The following is a 20,309-nucleotide window of genomic DNA, read 5'->3' as shown; positions in this document are numbered from 1 at the left end:
TGAATTCCTATTCGCCCGGTCAGCGCTTGACGGAAATTTTCGTCCCCAGCAGTACCAGCCGTTCTCCGGTGATCCCGAACCAGTGCGGTACGCCTGCGGGAATGAGCACGACATCTCCGGTCTTCAACGCCCGCGTCGTGCCGCCGACAATGCGCGACCCCTCGGTCAGATCGGGCTTGGTTGCGCTCGGCTGCTCGAGCGTGCCGCCTGAAATCAGCGTGCCGTTCCCCGCAATGACGGTCGCATATTCCGCCTGATCTGGGTGGACTGCCGGGCGCCCGGGTTTCTTCCAGATTTCCAGCGCCGCAATGGTGTCGCCGTCTTTTAACAGAGGCTTCCAGGCGAAGCCTTGGCCTGGCTTCATGTCGCGGTCCATCGCCGCGACTTGGGACGCGACGTCGGCGGGGGAGGCGAAGCCGGTCGGGTCCGCGGGCGCCGCATTGGCCATGCTGCATAGCGCAAAGGCCGCAAGGATAACGCCGCGTCCACCGTCATGCCTCGTGAGAGCCATCTCGATCCTCCCTCAGACGTGGTGACGTCCCGCACTGCACGCGCCACCTTCGATCGCGATCATGCCGACATGGCCTGATCAGCGCCAGCGATAAGGTTTCTCGAGTCTCGGAAAGACCGCGCGGCATGGATGGCGAGTGCTGCGCAGCGTCGTACCAGTGCCAAGGCTTTGCACTAGTCCTGTATCGTTTGGGCGGGTGGGAAGCATGCTATCAAGATGTAACCAGAGAAAAATCGGCCTGGCTGTTGCGATCTGGAAGAAAGGAATCATGTCATCGGCTTGTATCCGTGACATGAGATCAATGCCTTGTTAACGTATAGTATCGTGACGAAAAGTTGCGTGTTGGCGGGTACGGGGGGAACTATGAAAATCGGAATATATCTAGCTGCTATAGCTGCGATTTTCGTAAATATTGGCGCAGACGATGCGCAGGCTGCCGTGATTGATCTCGAGACTGTCGATACCACCCACGCCCCGCTTGGAGGGCTCATCGCGGACGGCGATTATGTGACACAGGGCGGGTACTATTTCCGGGGCCTCGACCTGAACCGCACATCCGGGTCGCTGGTGGGCGCGCTCATCAACGGAGCAGACCCTGGCACGTGCCTTAGTGACCAATGCCCAGCGGGTAACGCTACAAAGTATATTGCCGCACTGAACGATGGTATCATCGAATTTGGCAAAGTGGACGGGAGCAACACCAGCCTGTTGAGCTTCGACGCGGCGTTTTTGGCATCGCCCGACGCCACTCCGATGAACGTGCCGGGCCTGTTGGGAATTCAAACGAATTTCGCGGACGGTAGCTTTTCGAGCGCTTATTACAATTTCGGTGCCATTGGTGCGGGCGGGACGACGGCGTTCCACACGTATCAGGGTGCCAGTGCGCCTGCTGCGATCAGTTATTTCGCTTATGCCTTCCGCTGCGATGCTACGGGGGCGTGCTCGGCGTTCCAGACCAACGAAGGCCAGTTTGCGCTCGATAACCTCCGCTTTGCCGATGCGTCAGTCGGAACGGTCCCGGAATCTGGGACATGGGCAATGATGCTGGTCGGCTTCGGCATGGTCGGTTTCGCAGTGCGCCGTCGGAGCATCAAGCCCCTGGTTTCTTTCTCGTAGGGCCTGGTTCCACCCACTAATCGTATTGTGGAGCGCAGGGTAAGCCGCTGAGAGGTCCGCGCGGGCGTCGATCAACGTGTTGCAAGACGGTGTTGGGGTTTGATCGATTTCCGCGCGCGGAACGGCATCGGGTGGCTACAGGCATGCCTCGAGATAGGCTTGGTCGAACCCGAAGGTCCGCGCTTTTTCGAGCGTGTAGGGGCGCAAGCCCATCGAGCGATATTCGCCGATGATCTTACCATCGGCCGATTCGTCGAGATACTCGAACTTGAACAGCTCCTGCGTGACGATCACGGGGCCTTCCATGCCGATCACCTCGGTCACGTTCGTCACGCGGCGCGAGCCGTCGCGCAGACGCTTCACCTGGATGATCATCTCGACCGAGTCCGCGATCTGGCGGCTGATCGCTTCCTTGGGCACCTTGATGTCCGACATCATCACCATGTTTTCCATACGCGCGAGCGCCTCGCGCGGGGAGTTGGCGTGGAGCGTGCACATCGAGCCGTCGTGGCCGGTGTTCATTGCCGCGAGCATGTCGAAGCACTCGCTGCCACGGATTTCGCCGAGGATGATGCGATCGGGGCGCATACGCAGCGCGTTCTTGACGAGATCCCGAATGCTGATCTCACCCTGGCCTTCGAGGTTGGCGGGGCGGGTTTCGAGTGGAAGCCAGTGCGGCTGTTGCAACCGGAGTTCGGCCGCGTCCTCGATCGTCAGCACGCGTTCGCCAGGGTCGATCAGCTTGGACAGCGCGTTGAGCATCGTCGTCTTGCCCGAGCCTGTACCGCCCGAAATGACCACGTTGAACCGGCACGCGCCCGCAATCTTCAGCGCAGTCGCCATTTTGGGGCTCATCGACCCGAACCCCGCCATCATGTCGAGCGTGATCGGCTTGGCGGAGAACTTACGAATCGAGATCGCGGTGCCCCGCAGCGACAGCGGGGGTACGATGACGTTGACGCGGCTGCCGTCCTTCAGGCGAGCGTCGGCGAGTGGCGTGGTCTGGTCGACACGACGGCCGACCGAGTTGCAGATGCGCTGCGCGATCTGGAACAGATGCTCCTCGTCGCGGAACTGGATCTGGGCGAGCTCAAGCTTGCCCTTGCGCTCGACATAGGTCTGGTCGGGACCGTTGACCATGATGTCGGTGATGTTCGGGTCGGCGAGCAATTCCTCGAGCGGCCCGAGCCCGAGCAATTCGTCGACCAGCACCTTCTCAAGCGCGAACTGCTCGCGGCGGTTGAGCGTCAGCTTCAGTTCGGCGAGCACTTCGCCGATGATCGGACGAAATTCCTCGGCGAGTTCGTCCTTGTTCAGCGTTGCCGCGGCTTCGGGATCGACTCGCTCCAGCAGGCGCGGCAGCACCTGCTCCTTGATCTTGTGGATCGAGCTTTCGAAGCCTTCGACCTTGGAGTTCCCCGCTTCGCCAGACGACGCCTGACGGTCAGCCAGCCGCTGCATCGCGTCCTGCTGGAGGGGAGGGACGGTATTGAAAGGATCGAGTTCGCCGGGGAAAGGGGGAATGGGGAGCGGCGGGAATTGATCACCGCCAGGCTCCGTTTCCGTCTGTCGTGGGGCTGGGCTACCCTGCATCGGGCGCGCAACACCGAATGCGGGGCGGGCACCCGCGCCTGCGATGCCTGGTCGCCGTCCGAATGCGCTCATGCCGTTGTCTTTCCCATGATGCGATCAGGGTTAAGAGCGAACGGTTGATATTTGCCTAACTACGTCTGTCAGGCGGGGTTGGATCAGGCGACGCGTTCCGCCAGAACGGTCAGGCCACGGGCACTTACTTCGGCGAATCCGCCTTCGATCGTGATCGTCTCGGGAGCGCTGTCGGGCGTGCGATACACCGACAGGGCACCGTCACGGATCGTCGACATCACGGGCGCATGGCCTTCGAGCACGCCGAAGTCACCCTCGGTGCCGGGGACGACGACCATATGGACCGCTTCAGAGCGGACCAGCTTTTCCGGCGTGACGAGTTCGAAGTGCAGCATCGTTCTTCTCTCTTAGCCCCTCTCCTTCAGGGGAGGGGTTGGGGTGGGGTGTGTCTTACCGAGCGTCAGCACTGCTGGACTGCCCCACCCCAACCCCTCCCCCGAGGGGGAGGGGCTTTGATGAATCAGGCTTCCTTGGCGAGCTTCTCGGCCTTGGCAACGACTTCGTCGATGCCGCCGACCATGTAGAAAGCACTCTCGGGCAGGTGATCATAGTCGCCGTCGACGACCGCCTTGAACGAGCGGACCGTGTCTTCGACCTGAACGAACTTGCCGCTGATGCCGGTGAAGACCTCTGCGACGTGGAACGGCTGGCTGAGGAACTTCTGGATCTTGCGCGCGCGCGACACGGTCGACTTATCTTCTTCCGACAGCTCGTCCATACCCAGAATCGCGATGATGTCCTGGAGCGACTTGTAACGCTGCAGCGTCTCCTGGACGCGGCGGGCGGTGTCGTAATGCTCCTGGCCGACGATCGCCGGGGTGAGCACACGCGACGTCGAGTCGAGCGGATCGACCGCCGGATAGATGCCCAGCTCCGAAATCGCGCGGTTGAGGTTGGTGGTCGCGTCCAAATGCGCGAACGAGGTTGCAGGCGCCGGATCGGTAAGATCGTCTGCGGGAACGTAAATCGCCTGTACCGAGGTGATCGAGCCCTTGTTGGTCGACGTGATGCGCTCCTGCAGCGCGCCCATGTCGGTCGACAGCGTCGGCTGATAGCCCACTGCCGACGGAATACGACCGAGCAGTGCGGACACTTCCGAACCCGCCTGGGTAAAGCGGAAGATGTTGTCGACGAAGAACAGCACGTCCTGGCCTTCGACGTCGCGGAAATACTCTGCGATCGTCAGGCCCGAGAGCGCGACGCGTGCGCGTGCGCCTGGCGGCTCGTTCATCTGGCCGAACACGAGCGCGACCTTCGAGCCTTGGGGCGTCGGGTTGCCGTCGGCATCCTTGGCGATGACGCCTGCGTCGAGGAACTCGTGATACAGATCGTTACCCTCACGGGTACGCTCGCCGACGCCCGCGAACACCGAGGTGCCGCCATGGCCCTTGGCAATGTTGTTGATCAGTTCCTGAATAAGCACGGTCTTGCCGACGCCGGCGCCGCCGAACAGGCCGATCTTGCCGCCCTTTGCGTACGGCGCGAGCAGATCGATGACCTTGATGCCGGTCACTAGAATCGCGCTCTCGGTCGACTGGTCGACGAAGAGCGGCGCGGGTGCGTGGATCGGCATCGTCTCGGTGTGGCCGACCGGGCCGCGCTCGTCGATCGGCTCGCCGATGACGTTGAGAATGCGACCGAGCGTCTGCGGGCCGACGGGAACGCGGATCTGCGAGCCGGTGTCGGTGACTTCCTGGCCGCGGGTGAGACCTTCGGTCGAGTCCATCGCGATCGTGCGGACGGTGTTCTCACCAAGATGCTGCGCGACTTCGAGCACGAGGCGGTTGCCGTTGTTCGACGTCTCGAGCGCATTGAGAATCGCGGGGAGGCGATCCTGCTCGAACGTCACGTCGACGACGGCGCCGATGACCTGGCTGATGCGGCCGACGCTGTTGGTGGTAGCCTTGGGAGGCGTGGTCATTTCGGGGGCGGTTGCCATGGTTCTTTCCTCGTATCGACTGCTTAGAGCGCTTCGGCGCCCGAGATGATTTCGACCAGCTCGGTCGTGATCGCGGCCTGACGTGCGCGGTTGTACTGGATGCTGAGACGCTTGATCATGTCGCCCGCGTTGCGGGTCGCATTGTCCATCGCGGTCATGCGCGAACCCTGCTCCGATGCCGCATTCTCGAGCAGCGCGCGGAAAACCTGGATCGCGACGTTGCGCGGGAGCAGATCGGCGAGGATCGTTTCCTCGTCGGGCTCATATTCGACCGCTGCGCCGCCATCGGAGACGGGCGCTGCATTGGTGTCGATCGCGACGGGGATGATCTGGTTGCCGACCGGGGTCTGCACCAGCGCCGACTGGAATTTCGCGTAGAACAGGTGTGCCACGTCGAACTCGCCCGCTTCGAAGCGCGCGATGACGTCATCGGCGATCGCGCGGGCATCCGTGAACGACACCGTCTTGATGTGGCTCATTTCGTGATCGGCAGCGATCTGCGTCGGGAAGAAGCGGCGGATAACCCGGCCCTTCTTGCCTGCGACGTAGAACTTCACGGTCTTGCCTGCGGCTTCGAGTTCCTCGGCCTTGCGGCGCGCGGCGCGGACGATGTTCGAGTTGAACGCGCCCGCGAGGCCACGCTCGCTGGTCGCGATGATCAGCAGATGGACCTGGTCCCTGCCGGTGCCCGCGAGCAGTTTGGGGCTCGATTCGCTGACCGAAACCTTCGACGCGAGGCTCGCCATCACCTGCTCGAGCCGCTCGGCATAAGGGCGACCGGCGACGGCCGCTTCCTGCGCGCGACGCAGCTTGGCAGCGGCGACCATCTTCATCGCCTTGGTGATCTTCTGCGTCGACTTCACCGAGCCGATGCGGATCTTGAGGGCTTTCAAGGATGCCATTTAGTTCGTCACCATTCCCAACCTGCCGTCATGCTGAACTCGTTTCAGCATCCACTCCTCCGCTTGCGCGCCCTGGGGCCGTTTCGCGGTGGACCCTGAAACAAGTTCAGGGTGACGGCGGAGGGTGTCCGCCGTCAGCTTCCCTTTACGCAAACGTCTTCGAAAACGCACCCAGCGCGGTCTTCAGCGCTTCGGTCGTCTCCTTGGACAGGTCGCGCTTGTCGCGAATGTCCTTGAGGAGATCGGCGTGATCGCTGCGCATCGTCGACAGCATCGCCTGCTCGTAGCGGACGACGGCGTTGACCGGGACCGTATCGAGGAAGCCGTTGGTGCCCGCGAAGATCGACACGGTCTGCTCTTCGAACGGCATCGGCTGGAACTGCGCCTGCTTGAGCAGCTCGGTCAGACGCGCACCGCGGTTGAGCAGGCGCTGCGTCGACGCATCGAGATCCGAACCGAACTGCGCGAACGCTGCCATTTCGCGATACTGCGCGAGCTCGAGCTTGATCGAACCCGACACCTTCTTCATCGCCTTGGTCTGCGCGGCGGAGCCGACACGCGACACCGACAGGCCGACGTTGATGGCGGGACGGACGCCCGCGAAGAACAGGTCGGTCTCGAGGAAGATCTGGCCGTCGGTGATCGAAATCACGTTGGTCGGGATGTAGGCCGACACGTCGCCTGCCTGCGTCTCGATGATCGGGAGTGCGGTCAGCGAGCCGCCGCCTTCCTTGTCGTTCATCTTCGCCGCACGCTCGAGCAGACGCGAGTGAAGATAGAAGACATCGCCCGGATAGGCTTCGCGGCCCGGCGGACGGCGCAGCAGCAGCGACATCTGACGGTACGCAACGGCCTGCTTGGAGAGATCGTCATAGACGATGACCGCGTGCATGCCGTTGTCGCGGAAATACTCGCCCATCGCGCAACCGGTGTAGGGTGCGAGGAACTGAAGCGGGGCAGGGTCGGATGCGGTCGCCGCGATGACGATCGAGTAATCCATCGCGCCCTGCTCGGTCAGCGTGCGGACGAGCTGTGCGACGGTCGAACGCTTCTGGCCGACAGCGACGTAGATGCAATAGAGCTTCTTCGACTCGTCGTCGCCCTGATGCGCCGCCTTCTGGTTGATGAAGGTATCAATCGCGACCGCCGACTTGCCGGTCTGACGATCGCCGATGATCAGCTCGCGCTGGCCGCGGCCGACGGGAACGAGCGCGTCGATTGCCTTGAGTCCGGTCTGCACCGGCTCGCTGACCGACTGGCGCGGGATGATGCCCGGAGCCTTGACTTCGACGCGGCTGCGCTGGTCCGAGACGATCGGACCCTTGCCGTCGATCGGGTTGCCGAGGCCGTCGACGACGCGCCCGAGCAGGCCCTTGCCGACGGGGACGTCGACGATCGTGCCGGTCCGCTTGACGACGTCGCCTTCCTTGATCTGGCTGTCCGAGCCGAAGATCACGACGCCGACATTGTCGGCCTCGAGGTTGAGCGCCATGCCCTGCACGCCGTTCGAGAACTCGACCATTTCGCCCGCCTGGACGTTGTCGAGCCCGTGGATGCGCGCGATGCCATCACCGACGCTGAGCACCTGGCCGGTTTCCGAGACCTGCGCCTCGGTGCCGAACGATGCGATCTGGTCCTTGATGACCTTCGAGATTTCTGCGGCGCGGATATCCATTACGACTTCAGCCTTTCATCGCGTGCGCGAGGGTGTTGAGACGGGTGCGGATCGACGAATCGATCATCTGCGAGCCAATCTTCACGACCAGCCCTCCCAAAAGTGCGGGGTCGACCGACAGGTCGACCGAAACGTCGGTGCCGATGCGGGTGCGCAGCTGCTGCTTGAGCGCGTCGACCTGATCGTCCGAAAGCGGATGCGCCGACGTGACTTCTGCGGTCGTCTCGCCGCGGTGGCGTGCTGCCAGATCGCGAAACGCGCGGATGATGGCGGGCAATTGTGCAAGGCGACGGTTGTCGGCGAGGACGCCGAGGAACTTGTTCGTCGTGTCGTCCACGTCGATCATCTCGGCGGCCGCAGCGACTGCCTTGGCGGCGGCCGCGCGCGAGATCACCGGGTTGGCGACCAGCGCTGCGAACTCGTCTGACTGGGCCAGTGCTTCACGCACACGACCAAGACTCGCCTCGACCGCGTCGATGCTACGAGTGTCTCGGGCAAGCTCGAACAATGCGGTGGCATAACGTCCGCTTAAGCTTGCTTGAATACCGCCGGATGTCTCCACGCGATTGGGATCCTCTTGGACGTCATTAGGTGGCCCCACGGGGAATGAAGGCGACGAAACGCGCCTCCAGATGGGTTGCCGGTTCGCTAGCATCGGGTCGCCGGGGATGCAAGCCGTGCGCTGAAATGTGTCCGAAACGGTACGATGCCGTTCCGAGTTTCATCTAACTGTAATATTCCGTTAACGATCTGTCAGCGCTTGAGTGCGCAATAGCGGCGCCATGACCAGCGCATCATCCTTGCCGTTGACCCGCCACCTGCGCCAGCAATGGCGACGTTTGCTCATCCAATGGGGGGAGGGGGAACGCAACATTCGCGCGCAACTGCGGCGTGTCGTCGGGGTTTTGCTCGCGCTGCAAGTGCTGTTTGCCGTCACTCTCTTTGGTACCACGCTGGCCACCAGCCATCGCGTCTCGGTCCTGGTGCAGGATCGACTGTATCCCATCGGCGAATTGCAGTCCGTCACGGCGGGCTACACCACGGCGTTGCTGACGGCGAACAAAGTCCGTAGCGGCAATATGAGTGCGGTCGGCGCCATCGAATTGATTAAACAAACTCGCAGTCAGATCGACACCAATTGGCACGCTTTCGCCCGACACAAGCGCGATCCCCGCCGCGACGCGGCCGTTGCAGAGGTTGCCAGCGCTCGGGGCGATGCCGATGCTGCGCTCGACAAACTGCTGCTTCTGTTGCGGTCAGGCCGTGTCGATCAGCTCGATTTCTTCCTCAGCGGCGCCCTATATGCTGCGATCGATCCTCTCACGGGGGCGAGCGCAACACTGATCGCGGCGTTGCGGGACGATGCGCTGCAGGAGCGTACTGCGTTGGATCAGGGTTTTCGCACCGTGTACCTGTTCATGTCGATTATCACCTTGGGCGCGATGGCCGTTTCGTGGTGGGGGATGCGGATGGTGTCGCGGCGGGTCGAACGACCGCTCGCTGAGATTGCTGCGGTGACGCGTGATATCACGCTCGACCGCGCCGACGTTGTCATTCCTGCGCTCGACCGGACGGACGAGATCGGGGCAATAGCGCGCGCGCTCGCGTTCGCACGAGACCGGTCGATCGCGGCCCGCAAGTCGGGCGAGGAAGCGCGACGCACCGCGGACGCTCTGAACGACCGGGAACGGCGAGACGTTGCCGCTCGGTCCCGGAGGACCACGCATCTGGAAGCGTTGTTTCAGGCGTTCGAACAGGAGGCGCGGGGATCGGTCCAGACGCTAGCCTCGGCAGGACCGGCCTTGCGTCAGATGGCCGCTGCATTGGCGGACGAAGCGGGGGCCACGCAGCAGCAGGCGCTGGCGACCGCGGCGCTGACCGAGCAAAGCGCGGGCAGCGCTCGGTCGATCGCGCATTCGGCCTCGGCGCTGGCAGGGGCGATCGAGCAGATCAGCCGCGAAGCGAACGAATCGCGGACGAGCGCCGCGACCGCGCGTACTCGGACACTCGAGGGACACGAACATGCGGAGTCCCTTGGCACTTTGGTTGGCGAGATCTCGCTCGTGCTCGACATGATCGCAGCCGTGGCGGGGCAGACAAACCTGCTTGCGCTCAACGCCACGATCGAGGCGGCGCGCGCGGGGGATGCCGGGCGGGGGTTCGCGGTCGTTGCCGACGAGGTGAAGAGCCTAGCGCGCCAGACGCAACTCGCGGCGGGTCGGATCGATGGCAATCTAAGGGCGGTACGGGTCGCGAGCGACACCGTTCTGGCGACGATCGAATCGGTCGACGGGTTGGTGGCAGACCTCGGCCGCTCCTCCGCAAATGTTGCCCGCGCCGTAGACGAGCAGCGCGGAATGACGGAGGCGATCGTAAGCGCCATTGCGGAAGTCGAGGATGGCACCGCTGACGCCGCCGCGAACATGCAAACGCTGCGCGACCGCGCCGAACTGTCGCGCCACAGCGCCGACGCAGTGACTCGCACTGCGGCGGATGTTGCCGGCGGGGTGGAGGCCTTGCGGGGCCAGATCAACGGACTGATCGCCGACGTGCGCGCTGCGTAAACCGCGGGAAAAGGTTTAGCGTGGCGTCGTCGACGCGCTATGGACACCGCCTTGTAAAGGAGTTGCATATGCCCGCCATGATCAGAATGCCGATGTCCGACGGTGCCGAGATTGCCGTCTATCATGCGGAACCCACTGGCCACCGCCGTGGTGGCCTGGTGCTCGTCCAGGAGATTTTCGGCGTCACCGATCATATCCGCAGCCTGTGCGACGGCTATGCCGCGGATGGCTTCGAAGTGCTTTCGCCCGCAGTGTTCGACCGCGAGCACCCTGGGTTCGAAGCCGAATATTCGGGCGACGGGTTCGCGCGTGGGGTCGAGCTTGCCAGCAAACTGCATCCGTTCGATTTGACGCTTGCCGATGTGCAGACGTGCATCGACGCGCTGGCAGACAAGGGGCCGGTGTTCGTCGTTGGCTATTGCTACGGCGGTTCGGTCGCCTGGATGGCGGCGACACAGCTTCGCAATGTTGCGGCCGTCTCCGGTTACTACGGTAGCATGATTCCGGATGCGGCGGATGAGGAGCCCAAGGTTCCGACGATCCTGCACTTCGGCAAGAAGGACGATCACATCCCTTTGGCGGGCGTTGAGAAGGTCATCGCGAAGGATTGGCCCAACGCGACGGTGTATTTGTACGACGCCGGACACGGCTTCAATTCCGATCGCCGCGATGATTATGATGCCGAGAGCGCAAAGCTCGCCAGGCAGCGCACGCTCGATCTGTTCGCCGCGAACGGCGGTTGACGCTTTGAACGCAAACGGCGGGATGTCCTGGCATTCCGCCGAAGCGTATAGCCGTCTGCATGACGCAGACCTTTCTTCTCGATCCTGATATCGCCTGGGCCGCGTTCGAAGCGCGTGATCGGCAAAGCGACGGACGTTTCGTCGGCGCGGTGCGGACCACCGGCATCTACTGCAAGCCGAGCTGCCCGGCGCGTCATCCCAAGCGGGAACATGTCAGCTTCTACCGCGATCCTGCCGCGGCGCGCGCGGCAGGCTATCGAGCATGCCTGCGTTGCAAACCCGACGAAGTCGGGCGCGACCGGATTGCGATTGCGCGCGCCGTGGCCTTGCTGGAGGCGGCGGAGGACATGCTCGGTCTCGATGAACTCGCATTGCAGGTCGGATATGCGCCGCACCATTTCCACCGCCTGTTCAAGCGCGCCACGGGGGTGACTCCCGCGGCCTATGCGCGTGCCCTGCGCGCGCGTCGTGCCGCGATCGCACTGACGCAGGAGGCGAGCGTCACCGCTGCGATCTACGACGCCGGCTATTCCGCGCCCAGCCGTTTTTACGAGGATGGCGCGAAGCGGTTGGGGATGAGCCCCAGCGCGTGGCGGCGCGGCGGGGCGGGGGTGACGATCCGCTGGACGATCGCGGACACCAGCCTTGGGAAGATGCTCGTCGCGGCAACCGACAAGGGACTGTGCCGCGTTTCGTTCGACGAGGACGTCGCCGCGCTCCGCAGTCGGTTTCCCAATGCGGAGATCGTCGAAGGCGGTGCCGCGCTGGCGACCTTGGCTGCCCAAGTCGTCGCGAGCGTAGAATCGCCCGAACGCGATCAGGACTTGCCGCTCGACGTGCGGGGCACGGCGTTTCAGGAAGCGATCTGGCAAGCGCTTCGGGCTATCCCGCGGGGCGAGACGCGCAGCTACGCGGATCTTGCCGCGATGGTCGGCAACCCGGCGGCAGTCCGTGCGGCGGGGACGGCATGTGGCGCTAACCCGGTCGCGATCGTCGTGCCTTGTCACCGCGTTCAGCGCGGCGACGGGACGCCTGGCGGATACGCGTACGGCGTCGACCGCAAGATCGTCTTGCAAGAGCGCGAGCGACCTGACTGAGCGTTGCCCTGTGGAAGGTCATGCTTGATAGCGTGGCTCTTCAATGGGGGAACCAGTGACCATGTTGCCGACCGAGCCGAACACGCCGCCGAACAGTCGGATCTGGCGCGTCATCCACTTTCCGCTGGTGCTGTTGTTCATCGGGTTCGTCTTCGTCTTCGGCGGGCAGATCGTCGCGAGCATGTTTGCGAAGCTGTCGCCCCCGTTGAAGGGGACACCGGTCAGCATCCTGCAAGCCGCCGCCTTCGCAGCGCTGATTGCGGGCGCCTATGTCGCGTTCGTGCGGCTGATCGAACGGCGACCGGTGGTCGAGTTCGGGCGGAGCGGCTGGGCTCGCGAACTGGGGGCCGGGTTGGTTGCTGGGTTGCTGCTGTTCAGTGCGGTGATCGGCGTCATCGCGGCGTTTGGGGGGTACCGCGTCGTAGGGATGGGTGCATTTGCGGCGCTGTACCCGGCGGCGGCAATGGCAATCCTGTCCGGGGTGATCGAGGAAATCGTCCTCCGCGGGTTGTTCTTTCGGTTGCTAGAACGGCTGCTGGGCAGCTGGATCGCGCTTGCGCTGTCTGCGGCGTTGTTTGGTGCGCTCCACCTTGGGAACCCCGGCGCGACGCCTTTGGCGGCTTGCGCGATCGCGCTGGAAGCGGGCGTCATGCTCGCCGCGGTGTACATGCTGACACGGCGGCTGTGGGCGGCGATCGGCCTCCATGCGGCTTGGAACTTCGCGCAGGGCGGTCTTTACGGAATTGCGGTGTCGGGCTTCAAGCAGACGGGCTTGCTCGTGCCTTCGGTGCAGGGGCCCGCGTGGCTGACCGGGGGCAGTTTCGGTGCGGAAGCGTCGGTGCCGGCGGTGCTGATCGACACCGCGTTCGGGGTAGCCTTGCTGGTCGCGGCGCACCGACGCGGGCGATTCGTTGCGCCGGTGTGGAAGCGCGGGCGCTTAGCCGCCTGACCCGCTGTCGGCCGCACAAGTGTAGACGATCTTCTCATTAGGTTGCGGCGGTAGCGCGGTCCGGATCGCGGCCTGTTGCGTTGCCAGGTTGGCGCGTCCCGCCTCATCGGGCGAGCAGGCTTTCAGCGTCACTTGCGACCGGATCTTGCGGATCGTGTCCATTTGCTCCGCCGACAGGAAATACCGCCGCGTGACGTATTGCCGGGTGGCGGGGTCGAATTGCATCAGCGACACGGTCTGGTCCTGATCCGGAACCAGGATTCGGTCCCACTTGCTGCCGTTCTCTGCGTATTGCGTGCGCCCGTTCATGCATCCCGCCGTGCCCCAGTCGAGTGGGACATCGGTGGTCTGCGAGGAAATTACGCGGCTGCGATCCGGGACGAACCGGCACACCAGCTTGCCGAGCGCCTTGGTCGACGACACAGGCGTGATCGAAACGCTCGGGGATGGCGCCGAGGTGCCTTTGGGCAGCAGCGTTTCGCCGGTCGGGCGGAGCACGAAAACGATGATCGCGCCGAGCATCAACGCACTGCCACCGCTCCAGCCCCAAATTGCGGCGCTGCGCTTGCCTTGCATTTCGAACAGCGTTCCGGCGCCAATTCCCATCGCGCCGAGCACCAGCAGCAGCGTGGCGATCGCCATGATGTTCTCGCGGTGGCGGTCTGCAGTCATCCGCGCGGCGGCAAATGCCTCTTCCTGCGCCAGAGCGGCACGCGCCGCGGCGTCGCGTCTGGTTACCTCTGCGAGACCCAGCGCTTGTGCGTCTGCGTCGCGATCCGCCTTGTCGATGTCCGCGATGCTGGTGCACTGCGTGCCGACCGCGGCGTAAGGCTGTTTGGCACGCGCAAGGAAGGCCGCCAATTCGCTGTTCGCGATCGCGAAGCCGAAATTGGCGTCGCCTTCTTCCCCTTGCGTGATCGCAGAATTGACTCCGACCACGCGCCCGCACGGGTCGAGCAGCGGGCCGCCGGAATTGCCGCGCGCGATGCCCGCTGTGTGCAGCATCACCGCGGTCCCCTCCATCTGTCGCCGTCCGGAGAAGACGCCTCCGGTTCGGATCGGCGCCAGGGGATGGATGTAATCGGCGGCTGATCGTGCGGTCGCGAGATCGACGTTGCCTGGGTAGCCCAATGCCGTGACGGCGCTGCCCTCATCGACGGGGCCGGTATAGAGCGCGACCGTCGGCAGACGCGCGCCGGTGAATTCGATCAGCGCGAGATCGTGGACCGTATCGATCGCGATAACCTTGCCTTCGAAGCCCTTCGTTCCTTCCGACGGCACGACGCCGATGACCACGTTGCCGGGGTAACGCGCCGCGAGTTCAACAACATGCGCGTTGGTGACGATCCGGTTGGGCGCGACCGCAAAGCCGCTGCCGTGGCCGAAACCGACGACCTCGTCATCGACGATCGCGATGGTGACGACGCGGACGACGCTGCGCGCAGTGGCCGAGATATCGTCGGCGCGGGCCGGGGCGCCAGCGAACAGCGTCGCTAGCATCAGCACCAGCGCGGCGAGCAACACCTTGGCGCGCGGCTGGAAGGGGGTTGGGCAGTAGAAAGATGCGAAAGCCATGATGCTCGCGATTCTGGCAGGAAGCTGCCGTGGAAGACAGGGGAAATCGAGGAAACGGGGCGCCGGGCGGGCGTGTGGTACGCAGGGACGGCATCAGCCGAGCGCTCTGGCCGGGCGCTTGAAGGTCGCATCTCGACGAAAATTGCCCTAGCGAAAGCCTCCTTGGACGGCGGAGGAATACAGAAATGGCCGTAGCGACAGCACGTTACCTCGTGAGTTTACAACAGCGGTGGAATGCCTGGTTCATCCGCGGCGTGGATCATGACGCGGTCCTGCGCCACATCACCGAGGATTCCGGATGGTCCGGGCGATATGCGTTCCTGATCGTGATTTCGGCCGCGATTTCGCTTCTCGGGCTGTTGATGCCGTCGGTTGCGGTGCTGATCGGCGCGATGCTGCTGTCGCCGCTGATGATGCCGATCATCGGGCTCGGGTTCGGAATCGCGACCGTCGATCCGCGCGAAATGCGTCGATCCGCGACTGCTTTGGTCGCCGGATCGGTCATCGCAGTTGCGTTATCGGTCCTGTTTGTGTCGCTTTCGCCGATCCAGACGATCACGAGTGAAATCGCCGGGCGAACACGCCCGACGCTGTTCGATCTGCTCGTCGCGCTGCTGTCGGCGGTTGCGGGCGCCTATGCGCTGATCCGCGGCCGTGGGGGCACGGTCGTGGGCGTGGCGATCGCGATCGCCTTGATGCCGCCGCTGGTGGTCGTCGGGTTCGGGATTGCGACGCTCAACTGGACGGTGTTTGCGGGCGCGCTTCTGCTGTTCTTGACCAACGCGATCACGATCGCGCTGACCGCGGCGATGGTCGCGCGCGTTTATGGTTTCGGCAGCCATCTTTCGCCGCAGCACACCGGGTGGCAATTGGTGTTGTTCATCGTCGCGGTCGGGTTGCTGTCGCTGCCGCTCGGGTCCGCCTTGCGCCAGATCGCGTTCGAATCGGTCGCACGACGGCAAGTGCGCGAGACGATTAGTGAACGGTTCGCCAATCCGTCCCGGCTCAGCCAGCTCGAAATCGATTACAGCACTGATCCGATCCGGATTCGCGCCGTCGTCCTGACGCCAACGCTCGATGCGAAGGCGGATGCGATCCTCGCTGCCGATCTGCGCAAGCGGCTTGCACGACCGATCGACGTCCACGTCGATCAGGTGCGCGTTTCGCCCGACGGGGGCAGTGTCGAGGCCGCACAGATCGCGCAAGCCAGCCGAGCGACCGGACCCACGGATTCCGAGCGACAGCAGCATGCGGTCGCGGATCTCGCGCTGATCGCGGGGGTCGATCAGGCCGCGGTGACGATCGACTCCGTCAACCAGCGCCTCAGCGCGACCGCGGCACCGCTTCCGGGACTACCTCTCGCGGGCTATCGTGCCTTGGAAACGCGTGCGGCACGCGCGACGGCGAAATGGAGCGTGACGTTGGCACCCCCGGCGAATGCGCCGCTGCCCGCGGTGGCGGTCGTGGAAGGCGTCGTCGATGGCGGAATGCTCGATACCGCCGCTTGGGCTTCCGACCGGCTGAAACGACCGTTGCTGGTCGATGGCGGTACGTTCGCGCAACGCCGCGCGGTTGCGGAGGGGATTGCGAGTCGGGGCGGGGCGGCACGAACGGGGGTACCCGGTGGCCGGTTGCGACTCCGTTGGGACGAACCCACTGTAATCGCGCGTACCGATTGACGGGAGAGGCCGGGGCTCAGATCCAAACCGTGTCACGGGTAGATTGCGACTTGCTCGCAACAAGCGATCGCGGTAGTTGCTGAGAATGCGTCGCAATACTCACATTGGCTGCCCAAGGTGACCGCCCCAACGGTCCGTGTCTGGGCGCAGGTGCACAAGTGGACGAGCCTGGTCTGTACGCTGTTCCTTCTGATGTTGTGCATCACTGGGCTACCGCTGATTTTCCATGACGAAATCAACGGAATCGGCGGCGACCCTGCATCGCAGATCAAAGGGATTCCTGCTTCGCGCGACGCTCCGGAACTGCGATCGCTCGATTCGATTCTAGCAACGGCGCTCGCGGCGCGACCGGGCGAAGTCCCCTTGTACATGGCGTTCTATGACGATCGCCCGCTGATGACGGTCACCACCGGCGCACGCCCTGACGTCCCGGTGAGCGGTATGAAGATACAGCAAATCAACCGGCTGACCGGCGAGATCGTCGCGGACGGCAAGGCGGGCGGGCGGATGGTTACCGAATTCCTGCTGCAGCTCCACATCGACATGTTCCTTGGCCTGAAGGGCGAACTGTTCCTGGGCGTGATGGGGCTGATCTTCTTCGTCGCCATCGTTTCCGGCGTCGTTCTGTACGCGCCGTTCATGCGAAAGCTTGATTTCGGAACCTTGCGAACGGCGCGGAGCCGTCGGGTCAAGTGGCTCGACTATCACAACCTTGTCGGCATCGTCGCGCTTGCGTGGATGACCGTCGTCGGGCTGACCGGGGTCATCAACGCGTTCGTCACGCCAATCACCACGCTGTGGCAGGCGAACGAACTCGCGGATATGACGCGGGGGTACGCGGGCCGGCCAGCGCTGCCGCCGTCGCGCTACGGGTCGATCGACGTGGCGATGGCGACTGCGCGCCGCGCGATCCCCGGCATGAACCCGCAGTTCATCGCCTTCCCGGGCGGATCGTATAGCAGCGGGCATCACTACGCGGTCTTCTTCCAAGGCGCGACGCCGCTGACCGAGAATTTGCTGACGACCGCGCTGGTCGATGCGGAAACCGGCCAGCTGACCGATGCACGGCCGATGCCGTGGTATTTCAAGGCGCTGTCACTGTCGCGGCCATTGCATTTCGGGGATTACGGCGGGCTGCCGCTCAAGCTGTTGTGGGCGGTGCTGGATCTGTTCACGATCGTCGTGCTCGGGTCCGGCGTCTATCTTTGGATCGCACGTCGGAAGGGTCTCCGCGATCCGATGGGGCGGCGCGAGGATCATTCCGTGTCGGCGACCTCGGTCCCGAGACTGCCAGTCTCCGCACAGACCATCGCATCGAAGGGTATTTCACGATGATCCGATCAACCTTTGCCGTGCCGACGCTGATTGCGCTGGCAACCGTGTTCGGGCTGGTAACGGCATTGACCGGTGAAGGTTGGCGCGACGCCGCGGCGTGGACCGCGCTGGCGATCCCGGTGGTTGCGGTGGGATGGGCGATGGCGAGGACCGGCCACGCCTCGCGTGCGCCGCGACCCGTTCGATCGGTCGCGCGTGCTGGTGTCATATCATCGTTCGCGGCCATGCCGCGAAAACAGGTGCCTGCGGAGTAAGCCTGCCCGTCACCCTCGCTCGCTTCGCCGTTTTGCTTGGGTTCGGCCTTCGCTAAGTAGGCGTGGTCAAGAATTCGTTCCTGACGGGGGCTTACACGAAGCTGTACGGGTCCACGTCCACCACGACCCGCACTTTCGACGGCCAGTCCACCCCGCCGAGCCACGCCCGCAGCATGTCCTGCACATCGAACGCACGTCGCGCGTGGACCAGCAACCGGTAGCGATGTCGCCCGCGCAGCATCGCCAATGGCGCAGGCGCGGGGCCATAGACTTCCATCGCCTCATGCACCGGCGCCGAACGCCCGATCGCCCGCGCGGTCTCCAAAGCCGCGCCCTGATCCTCGCTCGAGATGACGATCCCCGCGAACCGTCCGAACGGCGGCGCGCCCGCCTCGCGGCGATGCTCGGTCTCGGCGGTGTAGAACGCCTCGGCATCGCCCGACACCAACGCGCGCATCACTCTCGCATCGGGGCTGTGCGTCTGGATGAAGACATGCCCCGGCTTCGCGCCGCGCCCGGCGCGGCCCGCTACCTGCATGATCTGCTGGAAGGTCCGCTCGCTCGCGCGCAGATCGCCGCCGTCGAGCCCGAGATCGGCGTCGATCACCCCCACCAGCGTCAGATTGGGGAAGTGATAGCCCTTGGTCACCAATTGCGTGCCGACCACGATGTCGATGTCATGCGCTTCCATCCGCGCGACGAATTCGGCGGCCTTGGCGGGGGACCACATGGTGTCCGAGGTGACGACCGCAGTCTTCGCATCGGGGAACATCGCCGCCACTTCGTCCGCGATCCGCTCGACCCCGGGGCCGACTGCCGCGAGCGTATCCTCGTTCTGGCATTCGGGGCAGACGCGCGGGACCGGCTCGGTATGGCCGCAATGGTGGCAGGCGAGACGACGCACGAGCCGATGCTCGACCATCCACGCGGTGCAATTGGGGCACTGGAAGCGATGCCCGCACGTCCGGCACAAGGTCAGCGGGGCGTAGCCGCGCCGGTTGAGGAACAGCAGCACCTGTTCGCGCCGCGCGAGCGTCTCGCCGATTGCGGTGACGAGCTTGGGCGCGATCCAGCGCCCGCGCTCGGGCGGGTCTGCAATCAGGTCGAGCGCCTGGATCGACGGCATCTCGGCGGCCCCCCAGCGGCCGGGGAGCTTGACCTCGGCATAGCGGCCGCTCGCGACTTGCTGGCGCGTCTCGATCGCGGGGGTGGCGGAGGCGAGCACGACCGGGATCTGCTCGAACTTGCCACGCATCACCGCGACGTCGCGCGCGTGATAATGGACGCCTTCCTCCTGCTTGAAGCTTGTCTCGTGCGCCTCGTCGACGACGATCAGCCCGAGATTGGCGTAGGGCAGAAACAGCGCCGAGCGCGCGCCGACCGTGACGAGCGCCTGACCGCTCGCGATCGCGCGCCACGCGCGGCGGCGTTGCGACGAGCGCAGGCCGGAGTGCCACGCGACCGGCTGCACCCCGAAGCGCGCGGCGAAGCGCTTGAGGAACGGTTCGGTCAGCGCGATCTCGGGGAGCAGGACGAGCGACTGGCGGTTTTCGCGGATCGCCTCGGCGACCGCCTCGAAATAGACTTCGGTCTTGCCCGATCCGGTGACGCCGTCGAGCAGCGTCGGCTTGAACGCCTTTGCGGCGACGTCCGCGACGAGGACGCCCGAGGCGGCGCGCTGGTCGGCGGAAAGCGCGGGGGCGGCGAAGGCCGGGTCGGGTCGCGGGAAGGGGCTGTCGATGTCGACCTCGACCGCTTCGAGTGCGCCGACCTTGACGAGCCCGCGGATCACCGCGTCGGAGACTTCGGCGATCGCGGCGAGTTCGCGGATCAACCCTTGCGTCGTGCCGATCCGTTCGAGCGCCTGTTGGCGTTGGGGGGTGAGGCGATCGGGGAGCGTGCCGGTCGCGCGATATTCGACGATCGTCTTCGCGCCTTCCAGCGCGGAGGTGGAGGCGAGCGCCATCCGCACGACCGAGGCGGGGGAGGCAAGGTAATAATCGGCGGTCCATTCGACCAGTCGCCGGAGCGGCGCGGCGAGCGGGGGGACGGGGAGGACGCTGACGAGGTTGCGCAGGCGATTGTCGCCGACCTCGGCGTCGGAGGGCATGTGCTCGCTTTCCCACACCACGCCGAGCAATTGTCTGGGCCCGAGCGGGGCGACGACGATCGAGCCGGGTTCGACGCTCATGCCGTGCGGGACGCGGTAGTCCAGCGGCCCGAGGGCGGCGTTAAGGAGAATGACGCGGGCGCGGGACATAGGGGGCATATGGCGGGTTGCGGGGGCGGGTGCAAAGGGGAGCTG

Annotated in this window: 17 protein-coding genes; 8 read left to right on the top strand and 9 right to left on the bottom strand. The window is 64.6% G+C overall.

What is annotated here, in order from left to right; all coding sequences use genetic code 11:
• Positions 1-19: 19 nt before the first annotated feature.
• On the bottom strand, positions 20-511 hold the full coding sequence (locus QBJ92_RS10305) for a cupin domain-containing protein (RefSeq protein ID WP_277969606.1): 492 nt from the start codon (positions 509-511) through the stop codon (positions 20-22).
• Positions 512-874: 363 nt separating this feature from the next.
• On the opposite strand from QBJ92_RS10305, the gene QBJ92_RS10300 reads away from it, so the two are divergent.
• A complete protein-coding gene (locus tag QBJ92_RS10300; protein ID WP_277969605.1) occupies positions 875-1,627 on the top strand; it encodes an NF038120 family PEP-CTERM protein in 753 nt (250 codons plus the stop codon).
• A gap of 135 nt (positions 1,628-1,762) precedes the next feature.
• Here QBJ92_RS10300 and QBJ92_RS10295 read toward each other — a convergent pair whose 3' ends face one another.
• From QBJ92_RS10295 to QBJ92_RS10270, 6 genes are all read right to left on the bottom strand, one after another.
• Positions 1,763-3,292 carry a CpaF family protein gene (locus tag QBJ92_RS10295; protein WP_277969604.1) on the bottom strand — a complete coding sequence of 510 codons (1,530 nt, stop codon included), beginning with the start codon at positions 3,290-3,292 and terminating at the stop codon, positions 1,763-1,765.
• Positions 3,293-3,375: 83 nt separating this feature from the next.
• Entirely contained in the window at positions 3,376-3,627 is a 252-nt protein-coding gene (locus tag QBJ92_RS10290; protein ID WP_277969603.1) for an ATP synthase F1 subunit epsilon, read from the bottom strand.
• 125 nt (positions 3,628-3,752) lie between these two features.
• Positions 3,753-5,213: a F0F1 ATP synthase subunit beta gene (gene atpD / locus QBJ92_RS10285; protein ID WP_277969682.1), complete on the bottom strand. Its 1,461-nt coding sequence runs from the start codon at positions 5,211-5,213 to the stop codon at positions 3,753-3,755.
• A 41-nt stretch (positions 5,214-5,254) separates the two neighbouring features.
• Positions 5,255-6,133 (bottom strand): F0F1 ATP synthase subunit gamma, encoded by an 879-nt coding sequence (locus QBJ92_RS10280; RefSeq protein ID WP_277969602.1) that lies wholly within the window; start codon positions 6,131-6,133, stop codon positions 5,255-5,257.
• A gap of 145 nt (positions 6,134-6,278) precedes the next feature.
• The gene (gene atpA / locus QBJ92_RS10275) at positions 6,279-7,808 is read right to left on the bottom strand and encodes a F0F1 ATP synthase subunit alpha (protein WP_277969601.1); all 1,530 of its coding nucleotides are present in this window, start codon (positions 7,806-7,808) and stop codon (positions 6,279-6,281) included.
• Positions 7,809-7,815: 7 nt separating this feature from the next.
• Positions 7,816-8,370, bottom strand: coding sequence for a F0F1 ATP synthase subunit delta (locus QBJ92_RS10270; protein ID WP_277969600.1), 555 nt, complete (start codon positions 8,368-8,370; stop codon positions 7,816-7,818).
• A gap of 220 nt (positions 8,371-8,590) precedes the next feature.
• Here QBJ92_RS10270 and QBJ92_RS10265 point away from each other — a divergent pair, with 220 nt between their 5' ends.
• The 4 genes from QBJ92_RS10265 to QBJ92_RS10250 all read left to right on the top strand — a co-directional run bounded on the left by QBJ92_RS10265 (position 8,591) and on the right by QBJ92_RS10250 (position 13,161).
• Positions 8,591-10,372: a methyl-accepting chemotaxis protein gene (locus tag QBJ92_RS10265; protein WP_277969599.1), complete on the top strand. Its 1,782-nt coding sequence runs from the start codon at positions 8,591-8,593 to the stop codon at positions 10,370-10,372.
• A gap of 68 nt (positions 10,373-10,440) precedes the next feature.
• Positions 10,441-11,115, top strand: coding sequence for a dienelactone hydrolase family protein (locus QBJ92_RS10260; protein WP_277969598.1), 675 nt, complete (start codon positions 10,441-10,443; stop codon positions 11,113-11,115).
• Between the two features lie 59 nt (positions 11,116-11,174).
• The gene (ada, locus tag QBJ92_RS10255; RefSeq protein ID WP_277969597.1) at positions 11,175-12,212 is read left to right on the top strand and encodes a bifunctional DNA-binding transcriptional regulator/O6-methylguanine-DNA methyltransferase Ada; all 1,038 of its coding nucleotides are present in this window, start codon (positions 11,175-11,177) and stop codon (positions 12,210-12,212) included.
• A gap of 61 nt (positions 12,213-12,273) precedes the next feature.
• The gene (locus QBJ92_RS10250) at positions 12,274-13,161 is read left to right on the top strand and encodes a CPBP family intramembrane glutamic endopeptidase (protein ID WP_277969681.1); all 888 of its coding nucleotides are present in this window, start codon (positions 12,274-12,276) and stop codon (positions 13,159-13,161) included.
• Here QBJ92_RS10250 and QBJ92_RS10245 read toward each other — a convergent pair.
• Positions 13,150-14,736: a S1C family serine protease gene (locus tag QBJ92_RS10245; protein WP_277969596.1), complete on the bottom strand. Its 1,587-nt coding sequence runs from the start codon at positions 14,734-14,736 to the stop codon at positions 13,150-13,152. The genes QBJ92_RS10250 and QBJ92_RS10245 overlap by 12 nt on opposite strands.
• A gap of 185 nt (positions 14,737-14,921) precedes the next feature.
• Here QBJ92_RS10245 and QBJ92_RS10240 point away from each other — a divergent pair, with 185 nt between their 5' ends.
• From QBJ92_RS10240 to QBJ92_RS10230, 3 genes are all read left to right on the top strand, one after another.
• Positions 14,922-16,415 (top strand): DUF389 domain-containing protein, encoded by a 1,494-nt coding sequence (locus QBJ92_RS10240; RefSeq protein ID WP_277969595.1) that lies wholly within the window; start codon positions 14,922-14,924, stop codon positions 16,413-16,415.
• Between the two features lie 117 nt (positions 16,416-16,532).
• Entirely contained in the window at positions 16,533-17,750 is a 1,218-nt protein-coding gene (locus QBJ92_RS10235) for a PepSY-associated TM helix domain-containing protein (RefSeq protein WP_277969594.1), read from the top strand.
• Positions 17,747-18,004 carry a hypothetical protein gene (locus QBJ92_RS10230; RefSeq protein ID WP_277969593.1) on the top strand — a complete coding sequence of 86 codons (258 nt, stop codon included), beginning with the start codon at positions 17,747-17,749 and terminating at the stop codon, positions 18,002-18,004. The genes QBJ92_RS10235 and QBJ92_RS10230 overlap by 4 nt, the downstream gene beginning before the upstream one ends.
• 91 nt (positions 18,005-18,095) lie before the next feature.
• On the opposite strand, the gene QBJ92_RS10225 is transcribed toward QBJ92_RS10230, so the two are convergent.
• Positions 18,096-20,264 (bottom strand): primosomal protein N', encoded by a 2,169-nt coding sequence (locus tag QBJ92_RS10225; protein ID WP_277969680.1) that lies wholly within the window; start codon positions 20,262-20,264, stop codon positions 18,096-18,098.
• Positions 20,265-20,309: the final 45 nt, after the last annotated feature.

Origin of the sequence: Sphingomonas echinoides (genome assembly GCF_029623395.1) — a bacterium.
In the GTDB taxonomy this organism is placed as follows: domain Bacteria; phylum Pseudomonadota; class Alphaproteobacteria; order Sphingomonadales; family Sphingomonadaceae; genus Sphingomonas; species Sphingomonas echinoides_A.
The sequence above is the reverse complement of the archived record's forward strand: the minus strand, read 5'-3'. Positions and strand labels throughout refer to the sequence as shown.